Annotated in this window: 21 protein-coding genes and 2 pseudogenes; 8 read left to right on the top strand and 15 right to left on the bottom strand. The window is 45.9% G+C overall.

Annotation, left to right across the window (positions count from 1 at the left end; all coding sequences use genetic code 11):
- The first annotated feature begins 80 nt into the window (after positions 1 to 80).
- The gene (locus ACLJQJ_RS06450; RefSeq protein WP_077950943.1) at positions 81 to 1,547 is read left to right on the top strand and encodes a hypothetical protein; all 1,467 of its coding nucleotides are present in this window, start codon (positions 81 to 83) and stop codon (positions 1,545 to 1,547) included.
- Between the two features lie 254 nt (positions 1,548 to 1,801).
- Here ACLJQJ_RS06450 and ACLJQJ_RS06445 read toward each other — a convergent pair whose 3' ends face one another.
- Together ACLJQJ_RS06445 and ACLJQJ_RS06440 are read right to left on the bottom strand one after the other, a co-directional pair.
- On the bottom strand, positions 1,802 to 2,782 hold the full coding sequence (locus ACLJQJ_RS06445; RefSeq protein WP_063809235.1) for an NAD(P)H-dependent flavin oxidoreductase: 981 nt from the start codon (positions 2,780 to 2,782) through the stop codon (positions 1,802 to 1,804).
- A 173-nt stretch (positions 2,783 to 2,955) separates the two neighbouring features.
- Complete coding sequence (locus tag ACLJQJ_RS06440; protein WP_001176641.1) at positions 2,956 to 3,864, bottom strand: LysR family transcriptional regulator; 909 nt, start codon at positions 3,862 to 3,864, stop codon at positions 2,956 to 2,958.
- Positions 3,865 to 4,276: 412 nt separating this feature from the next.
- Between ACLJQJ_RS06440 and ACLJQJ_RS06435 the strand changes: the two are divergent.
- A pseudogene (locus tag ACLJQJ_RS06435) lies at positions 4,277 to 4,465 on the top strand (DUF29 family protein).
- 278 nt (positions 4,466 to 4,743) lie between these two features.
- On the opposite strand, the gene ACLJQJ_RS06430 reads toward ACLJQJ_RS06435, so the two are convergent.
- Positions 4,744 to 5,076, bottom strand: a complete 333-nt coding sequence (locus tag ACLJQJ_RS06430) for a DUF1493 family protein (protein ID WP_023241922.1) — start codon at positions 5,074 to 5,076, stop codon at positions 4,744 to 4,746.
- A 133-nt stretch (positions 5,077 to 5,209) separates the two neighbouring features.
- Between ACLJQJ_RS06430 and ACLJQJ_RS06425 the strand changes: the two are divergent.
- Positions 5,210 to 5,398 (top strand): annotated as a pseudogene (locus ACLJQJ_RS06425) (ISNCY family transposase); the annotation flags it as partial.
- A 159-nt stretch (positions 5,399 to 5,557) separates the two neighbouring features.
- Here the strand turns inward: ACLJQJ_RS06425 and ACLJQJ_RS06420 are convergent.
- The 10 genes from ACLJQJ_RS06420 to ACLJQJ_RS06375 form a co-directional block, all read right to left on the bottom strand.
- Complete coding sequence (locus ACLJQJ_RS06420; protein WP_063809233.1) at positions 5,558 to 6,613, bottom strand: galactitol-1-phosphate 5-dehydrogenase; 1,056 nt, start codon at positions 6,611 to 6,613, stop codon at positions 5,558 to 5,560.
- 96 nt (positions 6,614 to 6,709) lie between these two features.
- A complete protein-coding gene (surE, locus tag ACLJQJ_RS06415) occupies positions 6,710 to 7,492 on the bottom strand; it encodes a 5'/3'-nucleotidase SurE (RefSeq protein ID WP_063809232.1) in 783 nt (260 codons plus the stop codon).
- 70 nt (positions 7,493 to 7,562) lie between these two features.
- Positions 7,563 to 7,835, bottom strand: a complete 273-nt coding sequence (locus ACLJQJ_RS06410; RefSeq protein WP_023218031.1) for an HPr family phosphocarrier protein — start codon at positions 7,833 to 7,835, stop codon at positions 7,563 to 7,565.
- Between the two features lie 41 nt (positions 7,836 to 7,876).
- A complete protein-coding gene (locus ACLJQJ_RS06405) occupies positions 7,877 to 8,716 on the bottom strand; it encodes a class II aldolase (RefSeq protein ID WP_023218030.1) in 840 nt (279 codons plus the stop codon).
- A gap of 5 nt (positions 8,717 to 8,721) precedes the next feature.
- Positions 8,722 to 9,465 (bottom strand): GntR family transcriptional regulator, encoded by a 744-nt coding sequence (locus ACLJQJ_RS06400; protein ID WP_023218029.1) that lies wholly within the window; start codon positions 9,463 to 9,465, stop codon positions 8,722 to 8,724.
- Positions 9,466 to 9,651: 186 nt separating this feature from the next.
- Positions 9,652 to 10,686, bottom strand: coding sequence for a zinc-dependent dehydrogenase (locus ACLJQJ_RS06395; RefSeq protein ID WP_023218028.1), 1,035 nt, complete (start codon positions 10,684 to 10,686; stop codon positions 9,652 to 9,654).
- On the bottom strand, positions 10,686 to 12,197 hold the full coding sequence (locus ACLJQJ_RS06390; protein WP_023231843.1) for an FGGY-family carbohydrate kinase: 1,512 nt from the start codon (positions 12,195 to 12,197) through the stop codon (positions 10,686 to 10,688). Before ACLJQJ_RS06390 ends, ACLJQJ_RS06395 begins: the two co-directional genes overlap by 1 nt.
- Positions 12,198 to 12,274: 77 nt before the next feature.
- Positions 12,275 to 13,669, bottom strand: a complete 1,395-nt coding sequence (locus ACLJQJ_RS06385) for a PTS galactitol transporter subunit IIC (protein WP_024147325.1) — start codon at positions 13,667 to 13,669, stop codon at positions 12,275 to 12,277.
- An 8-nt stretch (positions 13,670 to 13,677) separates the two neighbouring features.
- Positions 13,678 to 13,959, bottom strand: a complete 282-nt coding sequence (locus ACLJQJ_RS06380; protein WP_023218025.1) for a PTS sugar transporter subunit IIB — start codon at positions 13,957 to 13,959, stop codon at positions 13,678 to 13,680.
- A gap of 59 nt (positions 13,960 to 14,018) precedes the next feature.
- Positions 14,019 to 14,483, bottom strand: a complete 465-nt coding sequence (locus ACLJQJ_RS06375; RefSeq protein WP_072275481.1) for a PTS sugar transporter subunit IIA — start codon at positions 14,481 to 14,483, stop codon at positions 14,019 to 14,021.
- Between the two features lie 631 nt (positions 14,484 to 15,114).
- Between ACLJQJ_RS06375 and ACLJQJ_RS06370 the strand changes: the two genes are divergently transcribed.
- The 3 genes from ACLJQJ_RS06370 (at position 15,115) to ACLJQJ_RS06360 (ending at position 16,197) form a co-directional block, all read left to right on the top strand.
- Positions 15,115 to 15,363, top strand: a complete 249-nt coding sequence (locus ACLJQJ_RS06370; RefSeq protein ID WP_000885426.1) for a type II toxin-antitoxin system Phd/YefM family antitoxin — start codon at positions 15,115 to 15,117, stop codon at positions 15,361 to 15,363.
- Complete coding sequence (locus ACLJQJ_RS06365; protein ID WP_000221343.1) at positions 15,353 to 15,637, top strand: type II toxin-antitoxin system RelE family toxin; 285 nt, start codon at positions 15,353 to 15,355, stop codon at positions 15,635 to 15,637. Before ACLJQJ_RS06370 ends, ACLJQJ_RS06365 begins: the two co-directional genes overlap by 11 nt.
- 170 nt (positions 15,638 to 15,807) lie before the next feature.
- Entirely contained in the window at positions 15,808 to 16,197 is a 390-nt protein-coding gene (locus ACLJQJ_RS06360; protein ID WP_023206403.1) for a RidA family protein, read from the top strand.
- A 57-nt stretch (positions 16,198 to 16,254) separates the two neighbouring features.
- Here the strand turns inward: ACLJQJ_RS06360 and ACLJQJ_RS06355 are convergent, their stop codons facing one another.
- Both ACLJQJ_RS06355 and ACLJQJ_RS06350 read right to left on the bottom strand, forming a co-directional pair.
- A complete protein-coding gene (locus ACLJQJ_RS06355) occupies positions 16,255 to 17,328 on the bottom strand; it encodes an S-adenosylmethionine:tRNA ribosyltransferase-isomerase (RefSeq protein ID WP_063809231.1) in 1,074 nt (357 codons plus the stop codon).
- Between the two features lie 192 nt (positions 17,329 to 17,520).
- Positions 17,521 to 18,009 (bottom strand): MarR family winged helix-turn-helix transcriptional regulator, encoded by a 489-nt coding sequence (locus tag ACLJQJ_RS06350; RefSeq protein WP_001293635.1) that lies wholly within the window; start codon positions 18,007 to 18,009, stop codon positions 17,521 to 17,523.
- A 44-nt stretch (positions 18,010 to 18,053) separates the two neighbouring features.
- Here ACLJQJ_RS06350 and ACLJQJ_RS06345 point away from each other — a divergent pair, with 44 nt between their 5' ends.
- Entirely contained in the window at positions 18,054 to 19,562 is a 1,509-nt protein-coding gene (locus ACLJQJ_RS06345; protein ID WP_063809230.1) for an FAD-dependent oxidoreductase, read from the top strand.
- Entirely contained in the window at positions 19,552 to 20,793 is a 1,242-nt protein-coding gene (locus ACLJQJ_RS06340; RefSeq protein WP_063809229.1) for an MFS transporter, read from the top strand. The genes ACLJQJ_RS06345 and ACLJQJ_RS06340 overlap by 11 nt, the downstream gene beginning before the upstream one ends.
- Positions 20,794 to 20,861 lie beyond the last annotated feature (68 nt).

Raw genomic sequence — 20,861 nt, 5'->3', positions numbered from 1 at the left:
GTCGATATTATTTGACATTTTTTAAAAAAATAATATCAACCTATTATTTTAAATGGTTTTTTATCACCATTCGGAGATAGATGATGAGTAGTATTACAAAAAGCATACAGAATGAATATGTTTTATTGATGGAAAACGCTTTTTCTGAAAAATATAAATATGCATTTAGAAATTTAGAACTGAAAGAATTACGTAGATTCATCCTGAAAGAGCTAATTAGCTCTCCCGAGTTAGATAATCAACTTACAAACCTAATTGTGTTGCTAAATAAATTTTGGGATACTCACGCCGCGGCGCTTATAACAGAAGTTCGGGCGTCTAAAAGTTATCGATTATTACTTCCGATTCAACGCTTTGGTTATAACATATCTAATCATCTTAGATCTCTTGGAATTTATTTTGATAGCATCATAATGGTTGATCCATTACATTTTCCTTCTCTTAGCTCTCTGCATTCATTTTTGTCATTGCCACCAGATAATAGTTATGTCCGCATGCGCAGGTTGGTATTACTTGAACATGTTTCCAATCTATTTCGCGCCATCCCATTTATGACTATTGATGATGATTATCCAATTTTTCTAATCGTTCCTGAATTACTGGATTTTGATAAAGAACGCAATCATGAACAATCTGCCGCTTTTCTAAGCCAGCTCTTTTTTAAAGATAGAAAAATGGATTACGCTACTTATTTAGCGTTTCTTGAGCACTTTGGGAGAAATGAAGAAACATTCCAGAAGATCCTAACAAATAAAGAATTATTAAAAACATTGCTGAATAATTTCAATAACATCGAAAAAGAAGTCTGGGTTTACGATACAGATTTAAAGAGTTTTACAACAAGAGAGGTAGATCTTCTGGATTACGATCTGCCGTCAGCTATAGCAACCTTACTGGGTAAGGTTGAAGGTGCAATTTATGCACAACGATCAACTCAATTATCGGCAACACTATTAGGCATTGATCCGGTTATTTATAGTAACCATATGTTTTTACATGAATGGACTACGGAGCAGTTGGTCAAAGATTATGGTAAATTAAATCCTCTTTCTTCTGAAGAGCAAGCGATTACAATGGGCCTTTCAGCCGCGGAAGTAAAATTCCTTACTGCGCTTTCCGATCTGGAATTAAAAAAGATTAGAGAAAGAGGTCAACTGGAATCCTTAAGGCATGAACTAAGAATCTCAAGGAATGACTTGCAAGGAAAAACACCAGATCAAATGCAAGATGCGGCAAATAATTTTTCAAAACATTTAATCAATGTGGTCGAAGAGTATGGAAAGTCGCATGAATCAGCCATTAAGAATTCAAAGAAAAAAAAGATCTCATCTGGATTAATTTTTGCAGGAACAGCCACGTTAGGTATAGCTTCACTTGCCATGCCGCAATTGACATTACTTTCAGCAGCAGCAACGGGAATTGGCCTGGCCTTTGGAGGTAAAAGTCTGGCAGATATTTTTAGTGAACATAAAGCACATAAAAATGAAATCCAGATATTAGAAAAAACACCCGTATCGCTTTTGTATGGGGCATATAAAAAGAAATAGTCATACTGTGTATACCGTCTGGTAGCGGAAGTCAGTTTTTGAAGCAATTGTCGTAAAGTTACTCAAACAATCATTTCGGCTTTGCTGATAAGCACAGCGGCTTGTCCGGTGGTGAGCCGGTAGTCACAGGGTAGGGGAGGAATACAGCCTATGGCGTTTCAATGTCTGAAAACACTACCACATTTTGTGTCAGAGGGCCGCTGCGCGCCAGGCCGTTTCGCAAAGTTCGATTGTTTTTGCAGTCAGTACTGTCCTTAACAAATGGCCAGCTCGTTCACGACCTCAGCTACGCTCTTGATGCTGCGGATATTTCCGATGCCCGTGCCCAGCGCAATGTATCCTTCATCTATATTACCTTCCAGCATGCCGATACGCAACCCGCGTAAACCTCCCATCGTCTGGGCCAGTTCTTCATTGCTTGCACCAGCTTTATCCATCGACACGAGCTTGTCAGCCAGCTTGCCAGGAAGTGAGCGGTAGTAATCTGGCAGGGTACGGAAAAGCAGCAAATCCAGGCCGTTAGCATTAATGATTTTATCCTTTACTGACTGCGGCACACGGCTTTCTTCTGTCCCAATAAACACCGAACCAGCAAAGACACCCTCTGCTCCCAGCGCATGGGCAGCACGGGCGGTACGGCTATCGGCAATCCCGCCTGCAGCCATGACGGGAACACTTTGCACCGAGTCCGCAATCAGCGGCACGATCGAAAAGGTGCCAAGCGCGGTGCCAGGCAATGTGCCACCTTCATCAAAACCTGTTGCAACAATAATGTCGGCACCGGCTTTTTCCGCTAAACGTGTATTTTCAGGTGTCGGATTAATATCGCGGTAAATAATTGCAATACCCGACGCTTTTAGTTCATTAAACAGCGAAGTGATAATAGCTCCTTCTCCGTAACCGGTATAAACAACAGCTTTTACTCCCTCTTCCTTTATTACCTGTAGGATAGGCGGAGTCCAGATGTCGTTTTCAGGGGTTGGAATAAGGTTCACCCCGAATGGTTTTTCGGTAAGTTTTTTGGTTTTACGAATTTCTTCACGCATTTTTTCTGCTGTTTCTTCAGGCGTTGATACAGCAGTTTCCGCTGTTAAGCCCGCATTTGGGCCAAGCACACCCAAACCACCGGCGTTGCTTACGGCTGCAACCAGTCTTGCATCGGTAAGCCAGGACAGTGGGCCTTGTATAACAGGTTTTTCGATACCCAGGATCTGGCAGATACGGTTGTACTTCATGACGTGATCTCCTTCGAACAAATTTTCAGCCAGCCTTTTAGGCGACTGTGGTAGTTAATTAATCTGAAGAAGATCTTAAGCCTCTTTATTGTTACGAAAAACCATCCAATCTTTAAAACAGAATTACTGATAAAGTAACAATAGTCAGGTCGGATATGCACGAAAGAGCGTTATCAGAGATGTGCATCCGGACCAAAAACCTCGCACAGCCAGTCGATGAATACGCGGACTTTAGGTGCCAGATACCGACGATCCGGGTAAAGCAGTGAAACCGGTTTTGGCGGGGGCGGGAAATCAGTGAGGATCTCTGTCAGCTCTCCACTGGCAATAAAGGGTGCAAGAGACGGACGCAATCCGTGTAGAACACCCAACCCCGCAAGCCCGCATGAAAGAAACGCTTCTGAATTGTCTACCAGGATGCTGGAGGGAATTTTTATTGACGCGATACTGCCATCAACCGTGAATTTCCACTCCATTATCTGCAGGCTGTGATTACTGAAAAAATTTACAGCCCGGTGGGACTTCATCAGCTCATCGATAGAGTGCGGCGTGCCATGCTTCGCAAGATAAGATGGCGCAGCACAAGTCACCATGGCTGCCGTTCCCAGACGTCTGGCAACAAAACTGGAGTCATTAAGCTCACCAAGTCGTATGACGCAGTCCACACGCTCGGCAATCAAATCAATCTTGCGATCGGACGTGCCAAGTACAATCTCAATATCCGGGTATCGGTTCTGAAAATCTCCAAGAGCCGGAATGATGACTGCCCGGGCGAGCGTAATAGGGACGTCAAGGCGCAGGCGGCCTTTCGGCGGTTGCGTGCTGGAAAATAATCGCCGGACGTCGTCCAGCTCGCTTAAGAGCGACAGGCAACGCTGGTAAAACTCTTCCCCTTCATCCGTCATACTGACCTGTCGTGTTGTACGATGCAGGAGCTTAACGCCCAGATCATGTTCCAGATTCTGAACGGCGCGGGTAACAGCAGGGCGGTGCAGCTCAAGCACCTCCGCCGCGCGGATAAAGCTCCCTTGCTCTACCACATTGACATAAATATTCATGGCTTCCAGCATATTCAGCTGCATCTGTTCTCAGTCCTCAACCATTATTTGTGTCGAAGGGGGAAGCTCCTTATAACATTCCTGTCTGCTGGAACATATCCCTTTCTGAGCTGCTTGTTTCATCTGGAGTAACATACTGCTATCGATATATGACTTTTACCGGGTGATTGAGGTAAGACATGCCATTTGTAAAATCGCTACCAATTCTTCGCAACCTTTTTGGATGTTCGGCGGCGTCGTATACAAAAACAAACAGGCCAGGCGATACGGTTACGCATGTGCAGGTCATGCCAGGCGCGACGTTAAAATACGAACTGATAACCGATGAATTATGTTTGACCGCCGCCAGTGTAGGTGGCGAGTATGAATGCAAGACATTGGCAGACAGTGAATAATCAAACCTCATGAAATGAGGTTCCCATTGATTTTTTAGTCCATGTCAGCGCAGCGCAGGAAAATTGCCCGTCGTCTGGAAAAAAGCCCGTGATTAAAACGGGAACTGTCGGAAATGGCTGTTGAGTCCTACGGCGATGCCGTGTTATCTGCAGCGCGTGAAAAGAGTTTTCCGTCTGAAATGCCGTGGGCGCTCGCTGATGCGCTGCGCGACGATTTCATCCTGGACTGACATACTGACAGTGACGAACCGGTCACAATGGCCGGTTTTTTTATGCCTGCGCGGCGTATGCTGCGTGAAATCATGTGCAGGATAGCGGGTGCAAATCAACAGAATTCACGCAGCGTCACGGCAGGGAAGGGATCAAACTTATGGGCCAGAAGTTTTTTGACATGCACGAATCCAGCCGCCTTAACATGTCTTTTAAATGTTCTGGTGAATTTAACATAATATACATTATGCGCACCATAATAGCGGAAGGCGAAAAGCAGCACCCAAGCGTGAATCAGTCAGTCATACAACCAGCGACCAGCCCTGGCAGACGCAATGAGCATACCTATCGTGAACTCCGGCACCTGAGGAATATCGTTTTTGCGAAACGGATTAAGCAAATGCTTTAGCGGTGGTTCTGGCGGATAGTATGTTGTGATCGAGAAATTCCCTTTATCTACATTGAATGTCGTAAAAAAATCATCCATCAATGCCAGTGCTTCATCATCTTCCAACCGCAGATCTGAATCCAAATCTGTTGACGGTGTCAGTTCTTTTTTCTTAAAAAGGTAAATTCCATCATGGCTTCTTACCAGTTCATAAATCCGCTGTTCAAGAGTATCACTTACCATATTTTATCGCTTCCCCTGGCAATGCGTTTGAAGGACGAGCGCCGAAATGCTGCCTGCTTGTTTTTATTGATGATGCTATCGGTCACCTGATGCACCTCCGCTTTGGTGAGACTGAATCAGCCTTTGGTATGATGAGTTAAGCCGCAGGGCTATCGGGAAGTATATCGAGGTCTGGCACTACCCGGATGGTCATAAAGAACTCCGCCTTAATGACGCTGTTCTTCCCTACTCCACCTGTGATCGGCTCCAGGAAATCGACCAGGGCGCTATCGTGGACAACAAACGCCTCGGGCGGACACTTGAATTCATCAAACTGGTTCAGGAATATCATTCACCGAGGGAAGATTGCATTTTCTGAGTTTAATCGCCAAAAGAAAGCAGTAATAAAAATGATTCAGAATAAGAAGCTCATGCAGCGGTTTCATGATACTCCCATATAAAACAAGAGTGATGATGAGAAATGCAATCTTCCACACGTTCCTCAGGATAACGCTTCAACGTTGATCAGGACCTTAACGAAAAACGATTTTCGGTTGTAAAGCTCTGGCAAAAGTGATGGAACATCTTCCATCCGAACCTGCCGGGTAATCAATGGGGATACATCAATCTTTCCAGAACTGAGATAATGGATGGATGTCTGCCATTCTTTTCCAGGAAACGGTGCAGACATAGAGTTCCAGGAACCAATGACTTTCAGTTCATTACGCACAATTTTTTCAAAATTCAGCCGGGGTAAAGCAACGTCACCATAAGGGATGCCCATCAGTACTACCGCGCCGCCTTTTGCCGCCAGAAGCAGCGATGAGCCAATCCCAGCAGCATTACCAGATGATTCAAAAACGATATCGACACCTTTGTCATAGGTGATTTCATGGAACCGGGATAAATAGTTTTCATCTTTGACGCAGAAAGTTTCCGTTGCCCCTGTTTTCGTCGCGACCGCGAGTTTAGCTTCGTCGGTATCAAATGCGAACACGTCCCCCGCACCGCAGATTTTTGCCCATTGAACGGCAAGTAAGCCGATAGTCCCGCACCCGACAATGGCCACACTGCTACCCGGCTTGATATCAACTTGCCGCATGCCATGCACAACCACACTGGATGGCTCAATAAAGCTTGCTGTCGCAAAGTCCATCGAATCGGGTAATTTCAGGACGTTCTCCGCAGGCATTCGAATATATTCAGCAAAAGCACCGTTGACCTGGCCTCCCAGTACCTTCATATCCGTACACCGGGCATAATTTCCCTGTTTACAGTAGTCGCAATGGAAGCATGGAAAGCAGTTACAGGCCGTAACGCGGTCGCCTTTGCTGACCGATGTAACCCCCCTCCCCGTGCTCTCCACGATACCGGAAAACTCATGCCCCCATGTCAGACCGGGATTATATGATCCTATTTTCCCGAAACGAGATATATCAGACCCACATATACCCGCTGTATTTACTTTAATCAGAACATCATTTTCTTTTTCAATTTCAGGTTTCCGCACGTCTTCATAGCGGACATCCTGTACACCATACAAATTCAGTGCCTTCATCGTGATCTCGCTTCTGTATCAGGTTAAACACACGAGTTTGAGTAAATGTCGCCCCCTAAAGGGCGACAACGACAAACGTACCGGCCATACCAGGGACTACTGCGTTGAATTCAGATCCATGGACAGCTGATGCCAGCTTTCCATGGCTGTTCTCTCAAACATTAAAGGCGTCACAGACACATATCCTTCTGAAACCGCACCGGCCTCACTATGTTCAGGAAACTCGGTGACCCCATGTTCCACGCGGATCCAGTAATAATTTTCTCCGTGTGGATCTGTTGTGGGAAGAACCTGTAATCCTTTCACCTTGCCGATACCCTGGCGCGTGGCTTTAATTCCCTTGATTTCTTCCATTAGCAGATCAGGGAAATTAATACTCAGGCAACAGTCAGTAGACAATCCCCGGCTTATTAACGTATCCAGTACGGGCAGACAAAATGCTTCTGCGGTTCGCCAGTTCACAGCATCCTCAGGTCGTTTGTCCTGACTTAACGCAACCGACGGAACACCGAGCAAGAGGCCAGTAATTGCCGCCCCGACCGTCCCGGAAAGAACTGTCTCAAAACCGATATTGGAACCATTGTTAATCCCTGACAATATCAGCTGCGGAGGACATTCCTTCATCAACTGCCGAACTGCCATCGTGACACAATCAGCCGGAGTACCATGCACGGCATACCGGCGCTCCGCTCGTTGTTCCACTCGGACAGGCTCCCTGAGGCTGACAGAGTTAGCCACGCCGCTTTTATCAGTTGCAGGTGCTACTACCCAGACTTCAGCAGCAAGTTGTTTTGCCACACGTTCAAGCAATTTAATTCCCGGCGCATCAATACCGTCATCATTGACAAGTAAAATCCGTTGTAAATATTTTTGAGCCACAGCATTACCTCCCTTTCAGGGATAAATTGAGACCAGTCAGGGATATAAATTTTCCCGGAAATAAAGGGGGTTATTCTTCTTTTTCGCCAAAGCCACTGGCAAATAATTCTTTTATTTCATCCATCAGAATTTGTTCGTCAGGACCCTCGCAGATGATTTCAATACTGGACTTTCCTTTTACTCCGGCTCCTAATACACTCATCAGACCTTTAATAACGGTTTCTTTACCATTATTAATAAGCGTAACAGAAGACTCATATTTTTTTAGTGTTTTAATAAATGTGGCAGCAGGACGTGCGTGCAGGCCCGTGCTGTTTACAACACGAATATTTTCTCGAATCATTTTTACATCCAACTCTACTTGTTGAATTAAAAGAAAAAGTGTCAGGATGCCTTGTTCATCATCAAAATTTTACTGTAGACATCTGCTTCCACAGCTTCTTTCGCTCCCGACATTACTTTTGCCAGATTCGCTTCGTTGTTATTTTTCGTCCAGGCTTGCCCAACAGTGGTAATAAATGCCTTACGCAGATCACTGGCAATATTAAGCTTAACAACATTATATTTCACAAAACTACGGATGATAGCTTCATCGATCCCGGATCCTCCATGAATAACCAGCGGGCACGGACATACTTTGGCAATCTCCTGTAATAAAGGGATATCAATACGCGGGATATCTTCCAGTCCGTGAACGTTTCCGACGGAGACCGCCAGCATGCTGCATCCGGTCTCTTCCACAAAACGACGAACCTGATTAACATCCGTCTTACAGTCCGCTTCGCTGACGTGGTCATCTTCTTTACCCAGAATCGCGCCAAGTTCCGCTTCTACAGGTACGCCAAACGATTTACAGAAATCTACAGCCTCTTTAGTAAACGCAATATTTTCTTCATACGGCAACTCTGCACCATCAATCATCACGGATGTGAAGCCGGCACGAACAGCCCGCTTAACATCATCCAGCTCTTTACCATGGTCAAGGTGAAGACTGACTGGCACATCCATGGTCGCAGCGCGTTTCCGTACGATTTCATAGATATAATCATAACCTGACAATTTTGCGTTTGTTGGTGCAATCTGAATAAAGTTAGGCAATCCTGAACGCTCAATTGCGTCCAGGATAGAAATGGTTGTTTCCAGATTAGTGGTATTGAATGCACCTGCCAGAACACGTTTTTCACGAATGCGATCAAGCAGAATATTACCGTTTACTAATGGCATAAGATTTACCTCTTTCTTCGTTGAAGTACAGTACCTAAATAATATTTATCTGATTTCAGCCAGACATTACCGAAATCAAATGGCATGTGATTATCGAGGAATACCAGTTGTTCCAGATGAAGCACTGGCGCTTCTTCATTAACTTCCAGATAGTGTCCTCGTTCGCTGCCCACAATTTTTGCAGCGTAGCGGCTTTCCGAATATTCAATTTTTCGTCCCGTCATGGCTTCGACAGTCTGAAACAGGTTGTGCTTATTGAAATCAACTTCAGTTATTCCCGGGCACAGCGAAATATTGATTCTGTTTTCAATTAACATAACCCTTTCCCCATCCACACTCCGGATACGCTTAAGATAAAAAATGGGTGTTCCAGGTTCTATCTGTAACTTTGCAGCTACCCCTTTTGACGCCTTCTCTATGTAAGCATCAATAACCTCAGTCGTAAAAGATAAGTGCTGGCTTTCAAGCGATTCAGCGAAAGATAGCAACCCTTCGCCAAGTGAGTAGGAGATATTTTCCTTTTTAACAAAGGTCCCCTTTCCCTGCACCTGAACCAGTAACCCTTCATTTACCAGCATGGTGACACCTTTCTTTACCGTGCCCCGACTGACCTGTAGGATTTCCATGATCTGATTTTCAGACGGGATCCTGTCCCCTTTACCCAGTTCACCTTTATAAATTTTTCCGCGAACCCATTCTGAAACCTGCATATATAATGGAACTTCAGAATCCTGCAGTATGGTACTCATGTGATGCTTCTCCCGTGTTTAGATCATCTGTATACAAGTATGAACAACTCCTGATAGTACAGCGTTTTTAAAAAATTAACTATATGACCTACTTCACAGTTTCAGCTCACACACTAAAAACCATACGTTAACCTTTACATTCTGTTGAGATGAGAGCCCCTGCACAGGCATACAGAGGCACATCCGTCATTCGTCAGCTTTGATAATGACTTTCAGTACGTCATTGTCCGGATTGGAAGCAAAATCAATTGCTTCAGCAATACGGGACAGTGGCCAGGTATGAGTGATCATGTCCTTCGTATTGATTTTGTCTTTTTCCACAATCTCAATCGCTTCCTTCATGTCATATGGCGTCAGTGAATAAGTGCCAACGATTGAAATTTCGTCGCGGAACAACCTGCCAGCATCAATTTCTACGACAGGATTCTTATCAAATGGTGAGAACACAACGATTCTTCCCCCGCGACGTACAACGTTCACGGCCTGAGAAACCAGTGACGAGACCCCGGCGGCGATGATGACGACATCCGGACCTTTACCCTGAGTGATTTCTGCCACGCGGGTTTCAATATCTTCTTTTGCCGGGTCGATCGCGTGGGTTACTCCCACCTTCAGTGCCAGTTCACGCTTGAACCGGGAAAGGTCAGAAACAATCACGGTCGAGGCACCTTTCAGCGCCGCTAGCTGAGCGCTGACCAGCCCAATGGTCCCGGAGCCCAGAACCAGCACCGTATCTTTTGGATGAATGTTGGAAGATTTCAGACCATGTAAGCAGCAGGCAACAGGCTCAATCATTGCTGCCCGGTCCCAGTCAAGACTGTCGATAATACGATGCGTCAGATGTTCAACATGCTGGCGCGGGATACGAATAAACTCACTAAACCCACCGGGTTCCAGATTCGTTTTCTTGAACTGATCACACAGAGTGAAGAACCCCCTGTCACAGTAATGGCAGTTAAAGCAGGGAACATGAATGGCAGTCACTACACGTTCGCCAACCCGGTAGCGTGTAACATCCTTGCCAACTTTCACCACTTCTCCCGATACTTCATGACCGAGGATAATCGGACCGGTCACCGTCTGGTGCTGCGCTTTATGAATGTCAGTACCGCACAAGCCACAGGAATGCATTTTGATGAGCATGTCCCCGTCGCCAATTTCTGGCTCCTCAACATCTTCATAGCGGATATCATTTTTACTGTAGTAAACACTGGCTTTCATTAGTTAACTCCATTGCAGAGACGCTCAGTACGCATCTTGGATTCATAAAGCGGTTTGTAGACCTGAGTGTAAATTGCCTGATAGTGAGTCACGGCATCACTCTCCGGCAGGTAGCGTCGGGTCTGTTCTTCACTTGTTCCGGGCAGGCACTCCACTTCCACACCGACAGCTTTCGCAGCCAGCATGGCGGCCCCTTTGCTCACGGCCTCATTGACATTACATGCCACGATTTCCCGGTTAAGAATATTGGCCTTAAGCTGTAACCAGTATGGGTTTTTGCAGGCAGCGCCAATCACATTCACTACAGGGTAATTATTCCCTGTCAGCGTTTCGTATAAATCCAGCAGATTGCGAAGTTCAAAACACAATCCCTGGAACACAAAGCGCAAAACATCCTGCGGTCGGGATTTATCATCAAGACCGTAAATTAATGCCCGGGACCAGGTATTTCTGTCCGGGGGACCGCTGCCCCGCAGATGGGGTATAAAGATACCGTCAAGCGCACTGGCCACAGCCATATCCTGCTCGTTACGCAGGGTATCCACCATTCTCAGGAATGCGGACATATCCAATTCAAAAAGGTTTCTGAACCATTCAATGGCATACCCGGCAGAAGGCAGTGAGGCATAAAGGGAATGAAGCCCCGGAAGCACATGCACACCATTAGACACTCTGGCGCGGAAAAAACGTCCGGAGTTATTGACCGATTCGGTCACCACCAGTAATCCCTCCGTCGTTCCTGTTGAATTAAGGATCTGATCTTCACGGGTCAGTCCCACCGCTACGGAACCGCACATATGATCATGCCCTGCGATGGCGACATGGGTATGCGTAGTCAATCCAGTCAGTTCAGAAACATCAGATGTGACGGTACCAATCGCCACCCCGGCCTGGACCAACGGACTGAATAAAGAAGGAGAAAGTTCAGCCGCATGAATGAGCTGCTCATCCCAGTTCATATCAGTGATGTTTAATGCCATCGTCCGTGATGCCAGGGAATATTCCGAGCGTTTCACGCCGGATAATTTGAAGGCAATATATTCCGCCAGACATAACCATTTCCAGCCTTCGTGGACACTGCTGATATTATCCTGCAACCACTTAATTTTGTTGATGCTGTAATTTGAATGCGCAGGGATACCTGTAATTTCATAGATATGCTCTATATCCATGGCAGAAATAATGTTTTCCAACTGCTGTTTCGGACGGGTGTCATACCAGGTCAGTGCCGGGCCCACAACATCATCATTATTATCAAGCAGGACACCGGCTTCGCCAACACTGGCGACCGCTACTGCACGAATTTGCTCTGCATCACCCAGATTATTGGTTATTGTTTTGAGGCCATAAAGAACGCCTTCCCAGATGAGGCGAACATTAAAATCAGTATTTTCTCCGTCTTCAATTTTGGGCGTCTCAAATCTGTACTGATTAATTAATTCCAGAGAAGGAATTTCGAACAAACACACCTTACAATTGGTCGTGCCAATATCGATCCCGATCGTATACATCACTCTCCCCTTTTTTTTGCAAGGGACAACGTTTGTTTGATTCAGAAGCAGAACTTTCTGCTTCTGAATAGACAGGCTTATTTTGCTACCGGAATATCAGTCGAGATTGCTTCATTTTCTGCTATCTCGTCTGCTTTTAGCTGTTTTTTGGTGACACGATATAGCCACAGGCACAACAGGAAGATGACGGGAATAAGCACCAGGGCAATGGTATTTCCTTCAAAGATTTTGACTGCCCAGAAACGATACGGGTTACCACCGTCCAGCAGGCTAGAAATTTCACCGCCTGTTTTCACTGGGAAATTCATATCCCGGGCAATTTTCGTCAGTATCGGCGCTGCTGCTGAAGCCACATACAAATTCACTGCCAGGCATGGAATACCAATGATAAATGCTCTGACAATATTGCCACGACAGGCCAGCACTACCATGGAAATCGGTACCCAGATGTTCGCCAGGTCACCCAGTGGCAGCAAGCGGTTACCCGGCAGAACCACGGATAGCAATACAGCGACCGGGATCAGCAGGAGTGCTGTGGACAGTACGGACGGATGCCCAACCGCAACGGCGATGTCCAGGCCGATATACAAATCGTGACGATCAGGGTAACGCTTCTTAAGGAAGCTACGCACGGCGTCTGACAGAGGCAATAGACCTTCCATCAGTAACTTAACCATGCGGGGCATAATCAACATCACGGCCCCCAGACTCATCGCCAGGTTAAGGACGCCTTTGAAATCGTATTCTGCCAGCAGGCCAATCCCCGCTCCCAGAATAACCCCTAACATCATCGGCTCGCCAAAGACACCAAAACGTTTCTGGATCTGATCTGGATCGGCATTCAGTTTGTTGATGCCCGGTACTTTATCAAGCACCATATTACCTAACACACCGATCGGGAAGAAAATAACCGATGATAAAGTTGGCAGGGAAATTCCCGGTAGATTGAAATATTTCTGAATCATCGGGGCACACCAGTCAGCCATCACAAACGTAATCGCTGCTGTGGCACCGGCAATAAGCAGGCCAAAGAAGAAATTACCGGTTACCCCGTAAACCATGGCGCCAACCATCGAGAAATGCCAGAAGTTCCAGACATCAATATCAACCGTCTTGGTCCAGTTCAACGTCAGCATCAAAACGTTAATACCAATCGTCATAGGTACAACAAACGGCGCGATCTGAGAAGCCCATGCAATAGCTGCCAGTGGAGTCCAACCCAGGTCTACAACCGGTAAATCGATTCCAGTGTGGTTGACCATTTCTTTGGCTGCTGGCCCCAGACTGTCGACCAGTAAGCCAAAAACCAGGAAGATACCGATGAAACCCATGCCGATGGTCAGCGCCGAGCGTATTGCCCGGCTAAAACCGGTCTGAAGACACATTGCCATGATAAATATAATTATCGGCAACATGACCGTCGGACCGAGCCCCAGAATATACTGGACGGCGGAAAATACTTTATCCATCATGCTCACCTTTATTTTTTCAGGATGGCTACGATTTTTTCCAGCAACTCTTCTTCGCCAAATCCTGTCAGCAGAGGAAGGCCATTAAGAACGGGCGTCTTCAGTTCTGTTTTAACCGCCGATGTCACGATAATTAAATCGGCCATGCCATCCTGTTTACCAATTGTGCCAATATTCGACTGTATTGGCTCAACGTTAATCCCTTGAGTTTTGCAGAACTGAACTACTTTTTCAGTTGCTACCGCAGAAGTCGCAATACCACTAGTACAAGCGAAGATAATTTTTTTGTTCATTTCAGACTCCAGATATTAATTAGGGTAATGGGGTAATAAAAAACTCAAGCTTAGAATTTTTAATAAAGATTCTTTGCCAGAAGTTCCATAACGTCATCCTTTGATTTCGCCCAAAGAATTTGGTCCATTTCATTGCTGCGCTGAAAAAGCGAAATTAGCTTCATCAGAAATTCAAGATGCGCATCTTTTTCCTTCAGCAGTAAAAAGAAAATGACATTCACTTTCATGGTGGAGTCGGGATCTTCAGCCTGATTGAATTCGATACCTTCAGGACAGGTGACCACAACCAGTTTTTCTTCACGGACATGCTCAACATCGACATGAGGGATCGCAACCCCCATTTTTTCCAACTGCATTGCTGTGGGGTGATTTTCTTCCCGGGCGATCAATGCCTCCGGATAACTCTTTTCTACATAGTTCTTTGAAAGCAATAAGTTACTGACAGAATTGAAAAGGATATTTCTGTCCAGGGGGGCTTCATTCAGGAGAATGAGTTCGGGTTCGAGTCTGGAATTCAAAGACATAACACTTGGCCTCATAATGGCTGTCAATGTTTAAGGATTTAAACTGATGACAGGTATACTTGTCTATATACAACTATGTTCAACTTGTCTAAAAGTTACTCCCGACCACGCGATTAACGCAACCAGAGTCGTTGAAATTTGAGTCTGAGTTCACAAAAAAGCTTTTAACTATTTTTTATCAGCATGGAGTAACTCAGAAAAAGACGTTTTAAATTAATTAGTTAATGAATTTTCACGTTCTATTAATGCACAAGAATTTAACCATTAGCTTCATTCATTCAGAGCTACCTGAATCCGTGTTTTGGCATCTCCTGTTTGGAACGTGCGATGTCTGATCTGAACTTCCAGGCAATCTGCTTAATTCCAGCTCTATCCAAGAACGTATGGAATGCAACGCCCTGACGTTTCAGTTGCACCAGGTAAAGGAATTCCGGATCTGTGTGATTTCTTCAGTGGACGCAGTAATGAATATGCAGATGAATGTTAGGTTCTGGACATCTGAAATTAGCCTTGAAAAAACCGTCAGCTGCCCGCATCACTGACCGGGCTGGAGCTGAATCCCCTTCGTGAAGGAAGCTTTTATTAGTACTATTAAAGGTGCTATATTTAGTCATCAACCAGGAGGTAAATTATGGCATTTCAAATTTTAACGACTACTGCAGCAAGCATTACAGAACTGAAACGTGATCCAATGGGAACTTTCAATGCCGGAGAGGGCGCTCCAGTTGCCATTCTTAACCGTAATGAACCGGCTTTCTACTGTGTGCCTCCGGCACTTTATGCTCATCTTATGGATATTCTTGAGGATGAAGAACTCGGTCGTATTATCGATGAGCGTGCGAATGAACGCGTCATTGAGGTCAACATTGATGACTTATAAGCTGGCATTTAACGAATCAGCACTAAAAGAGTGGAAAAAACTGGGTCATACCATACAGGAACAGTTTAAAAAAAAGCTAAGGGAACGGCTTGAAAACCCTCGGGTTCCGGCTTCTCAATTACATGGAAGAAAGGATCAGTACAAAATTAAGCTGCGTGGTGCAGGATACAGACTGGTGTACAGCGTCGAAGATGAAATTATCACGGTAACTGTCATTGGTGTTGGAAAGCGTGAAAATGATGCCGTCTACAAAATGACACGACACAGAAGCTAATCACTCAGAAAATGCTCTCTTTCCCGTCAAGCGATACGACAAACAGGCCCAGTTCTTTTATGTGACGGCACCTTGACATATGCCACGTATATGAAACTATGACCTACGTTGTGTATGTGACATTCATTTTATTCCCGCCCGAAGTGTTTACGCTATCTGAGGATAACATTATGACGCAACGTATCGCGGTTTTTCCTGCTGACCGCCATTCTCTGTATGAGGAACATGGGTATTCCGCAGCCATCCGTTCTGGTGATTTACTGTTTGTTTCAGGCCAGGTAGGCAGTCATACAGACGGCACGCCGGAGCCTGATTTTCAAAAACAAGTGAGGCTTGCTTTTGAAAACCTGAAAGCAACACTGACTGCAGCAGGATGCACATTCGATGACATAGTGGATGTCACCACCTTCCATACCGATCCAGAGCAACAACTTAACGACGTGATGGCGGTGAAACAGGAGATATTTGCCCATCCCCCTTATCCTAACTGGACCGCTGTTGGCGTTAGCTGGCTGGCCGGCTTTGATTTTGAAATAAAGGTTATTGCCCGAATCCCCTGATGCTTATTCTCGGTAAAACCGGTAGCATTATGTGTACCGGTTTTATTTTATTCATCCCTACCCTTCATCCTGTATGATTAACATGCAATCACCAAACATATCGAACTGACATGACTGGATATCTTCTGAGGCATAGGCCTTCATGAGTAGATCAACCCCAGCAAACTGACCGGTTAACACCATATGCGTCGTTTTTGGCTGATGTAAGTTCGTTAGCAGGCAGTCAACCACTTTCAGTTGATAGCCTGGATGTATATAAAGCGCAGTCCAGCCAGAACTTGCTTTGAGGCAATTGTGCTCCCTCGAATACGCGGATTCCAGGCATCGTGTAACGGTAGTTCCTACGGCAAAAATACGTCCGCCATTTTGCTTCGCAGTATTAATGATATCCGCTGTTGCTTGCGGAACCTCGTAGTATTCTTCGTTGATAGTCACTTCCTCTACACATTTTGTTTGTATTTTTCTGTTGGACAACATTTCTGTTGATGCAACATGTAAAGTAATAAAAGATATTAACCCACCTTTATCTTTGATTCTTTGGATAAGATCCCAGGTAAAATGAATGCCGGCAGAAGGTATTTCCAAAGAACCATACTTTTTAGAAAAAACGGAACGGTAAGCATCTGGATATTTATAAAACAAGCTGGAATCCACATACTCATCAAGACGCTCACCATGACTGGCTAAATAGCAAATTAAGGTCTCATGATTTTCTACAACGGCCCGGTACTGGCTCTCCTCGCTAAACTTTTGCTCTACCTTAATGGAAATTTCAGGGTTATCAACCAAATAGAAAACATCATTCGCGTTAAGCCTTTCTTTTAAAAGTCCGGAAATAATTATTCTATTATTTGGTAAAAATCCCTCTAAAACAATTTTAATTAACCTATTCTGTCTTGTTTTACAGATAAACATATGGTTTATTATAGTACTGTCGTTAAAACAGATTACATCACCTTCTTTGATATAATCTGTTAATTTACTAAAGTCTACCTTATGAATTTCCCCTTTACTCCGGTTGAGGACAAGCATTTTACACTTTTCCCTGTATGAATCATTGGCTATCCAATGAGGTCTGAGTGGGATAGTCATCTGATCGGTAATGCGAAAATCATATTTTTCGGTAAGCATATATTTACCCTTTGAAAAACCATTGATACGGCGATTGTTATATAGCCGTATTCTGCAGTATACGTTGGCCTTTCAAAGGGTGAAAATTAACTCAATAAATGTTGTTATTATATTTACTTTGCTGGCTATTTAATCAATGTCAGATACCGATATTAGCCTGGACGATCGGATTTGACCGCCCTTTTCTTTTGCTTATTCCGGCATTGAAGCATCGCTATCCATTGCATCGGCAAACTTTTGCATTAACCGAACAAAGACATCAAGTTCCTCCTGAGGCCAGTCTTTAAAAACAACTTTGCCCATTTGCTCTCGAGCAGCGTCTATACGCTCCGTCATCGCCTTTCCTGTCCGGGAGATAACGGCCTCGCGTATACGACGATCGATGGCATTATGTTGCCGTATTATCAATCCCAGCTTCTCCAGTTTGGCGACCTGTCGGCTCACCGTCGTATAATCACGACCGGCACGTTCGGCTAACTCAACAACGCCAATCGGCCCTAAACGTTCGATACTAATAAGGATCGAAAATAGCGCACGATCGAGTTGAATCCCCGCCTCTGCAATTAATTTCTCATCATTACGAGGCCGGTTAAGCGCGCTCACCACGCGAATCAACGCACCGTGAAGCGCCTTCATTTGCTCGGAAATATGTGTATCTTGCACATTTTTATTTTCTGACATAGCATGTCTCCTCTTATGTGCATAATACACATATCGGAGAGACGATGACAAGATACACCACTACAGATGTACTGATCTGCGGCGCTGGCGTTACCGGGCTTACTTTAGCCATCGAACTGGCGCGTCACGGGGTCTCATTTCGCCTGATTGAGAAAAGAACGACGCCTTTTATCGGTTCTCGCGGTAAAGGTATTCAGGCGCGAACGCAAGAAATCTTCGAGGATCTTGGAATACTCAATAAAGTGGTCGCCGCCGGCGGGCTCTATCCCCGATTACGAACCTACCGTCACGACGGAAGCTATGTAGATTCAGATATTGCGCATCATACAAAACCGACCCATGCCGAACCCTACCATCTGCCATTGATGGTTCCACAGAACGTGACAGAAACGATTATGCGAGAGCAATTAAAAGCGTGGGGACATCGGGTGGAGTTCGGCTGCGAGTTACGGCATTTTGCGCAAACCCCACGCACGGTCACCGCGTATGTTGCCGGGCCGGCTGGAGAAGAGGTCATCATCGCGCATTATTTGATAGGCGCGGATGGCGGCGGAAGCTTTGTCAGAAAGAAATTAGGCGTCAGCTTCCCCGGTCGTACGTTGGGAATCCATGCGCTTGTGGCTGACGCTTCGCTTTCCGGTCTGAACCGGGATGTATGGCACCATTTTAACGATGGCGATATGGCGCGGATGATAACGATTTGCCCTCTCGCCGGCACGCAGCTCTTTCAAATCCAGGCATTGTTGGCCCCGGACGACTCGCAGAATTTCTCAGCCGACGTGCTCACGGCTTTTCTTACTGAACGAATCGGGCGGACGGATGTTCGCATCCATTCGATTCCCTGGGTATCGAAGTACCAGATGAATGCGCGCATAGCGGAACATTACCGTGTGGGTAAGGTATTTTTAGCCGGTGATGCCGCTCATGTGCATCCGCCGACGGGTGGGCAAGGGTTAAATACCAGCATCCAGGATGCCTATAACCTGGGATGGAAAATGGCAGCCTCGCTGCGGGGCGCAGGAGAAGAGCTTCTCGATAGCTATGAACAGGAACGCCGCCCGGTAGCCGAATCACTGCTACACCTTTCTACCCGATTACTTGACTCTCAAAAACAGGGCGGCATCAAACGAGAACGCGACGTTCAACAACTTGACATCCAGTATACCAACTCCCCCTTAGCCCACACGTTGCCCGAACGTCAGCATGGGTTACAAGCGGGAGAAAGAGCGCCGGATGCTCCTCTTTTGGGCGCCGGCGGCCAATCATTACGATTATTTCAGTTACTACAAGGTCCGGACTGGAATCTGTTGGCCTACGAAACCCACGGTAAGGTCATCGATGCGCGGCGAGGTCTGCGTATTCATCACATTGGCGAGCAGGACGAGCTCATCGATACCCTGGGGCACTTCCGGGAGTCCTATCATCTGGCCCCGGGTCAATGCGTGCTGATCCGACCCGATGGCTATGTCGGCGCATTCTTTCACGGCAAACAGAGCAACGATATTGAAAATTATCTCTCTCGTTTTGCCATAGGGATTAAAGATGAATACTAATGTCTATGAGAACACCGACAGCGAAACTATCACCCCGCTCAACAAGCGGCGTATTTTGCCTGTTTTCCTGCTTGTCGGCCTTTACGCCGCCAGTACAGCGGCTGTAATGTCGGTACTGCCTTTTTATATCCGCGAGATGGGCGGTTCGCCGCTTATCATTGGAATCATCATCGCCACTGAGGCTTTTAGCCAATTTTGTGCGGCGCCCCTGATTGGCCACCTTTCCGATCGCGTTGGCCGCAAGCGAATACTGATTGTCACGCTGGCTATTGCGGCGATAAGTTTACTATTACTCGCCAACGCGCAATGTATCCTGTTTATCCTGCTCGCCCGCACTCTTTTTGGCATTAGCGCCGGGAATTTGTCAGCCGCCGCAGCCTATATTGCCGATTGTACGCACGTCAGAAATCGGCGCCAGGCAATCGGTATCCTCACAGGCTGCATTGGTTTAGGCGGTATTGTCGGGGCAGGCGTTTCGGGGTGGCTATCGCGTATCAGTCTGGGTGCGCCGATCTACGCCGCCTTTATACTTGTCCTTGGGGCTGCCCTGGTCGCGATTTGGGGGTTAAAAGACCCTTCCACAACATCACGTACCACAGATAAAATAGCGTCGTTCTCTGCCCGCGCTATTTTAAAGATGCCAGTCCTTCGCGTCTTAATCATCGTAATGCTTTGTCATTTCTTCGCCTATGGCATGTACTCTTCACAATTACCTGTTTTTCTTTCTGACACCTTCATCTGGAATGGGCTTCCCTTTGGGCCAAAAGCGTTAAGCTATCTGTTAATGGCGGACGGGGTTATTAATATTTTCGTTCAGCTATTTCTGTTAGGTTGGGTGAGCCAATATTTTTCGGAGCGAAAGCTAATTATCCTCATCTTCGCCCTTCTTTGTACTGGATTTCTCACTGCGGGTATCGCCACGACCATACCTGTGCTTGTTTTTGCTATCGTTTGTATTAGCATCGCTGATGCGCTAGCCAAACCCACTTATCTTGCCGCCTTGTCCGTCCATGTATCGCCTGCCCGACAAGGTATCGTCATCGGAACGGCGCAGGCATTAATCGCAATCGCTGATTTTATATCCCCCGTATTGGGCGGATTTGTCCTGGGTTATGCTCTGTATGGCGTCTGGATCGGTATAGCTATCTCTGTCGCCATTATTGGTCTGGTGACGGCAATGATTTACCTTTCAAAAAGTTCACCGCTAATAGTGAAACCAGAAACAGAATAATGTGACAACGTCACAAACATTATTGTTCCCTTCTTCCCTTATTTATCAAAAGTATTGTACTTATATTG

The organism is Salmonella sp. SAL04202, from assembly GCF_046550775.1.
GTDB lineage: Bacteria > Pseudomonadota > Gammaproteobacteria > Enterobacterales > Enterobacteriaceae > Salmonella > Salmonella enterica.
Note: the sequence above shows the minus strand (reverse complement) of the source record. Positions and strands in the feature narration are given on the sequence as shown.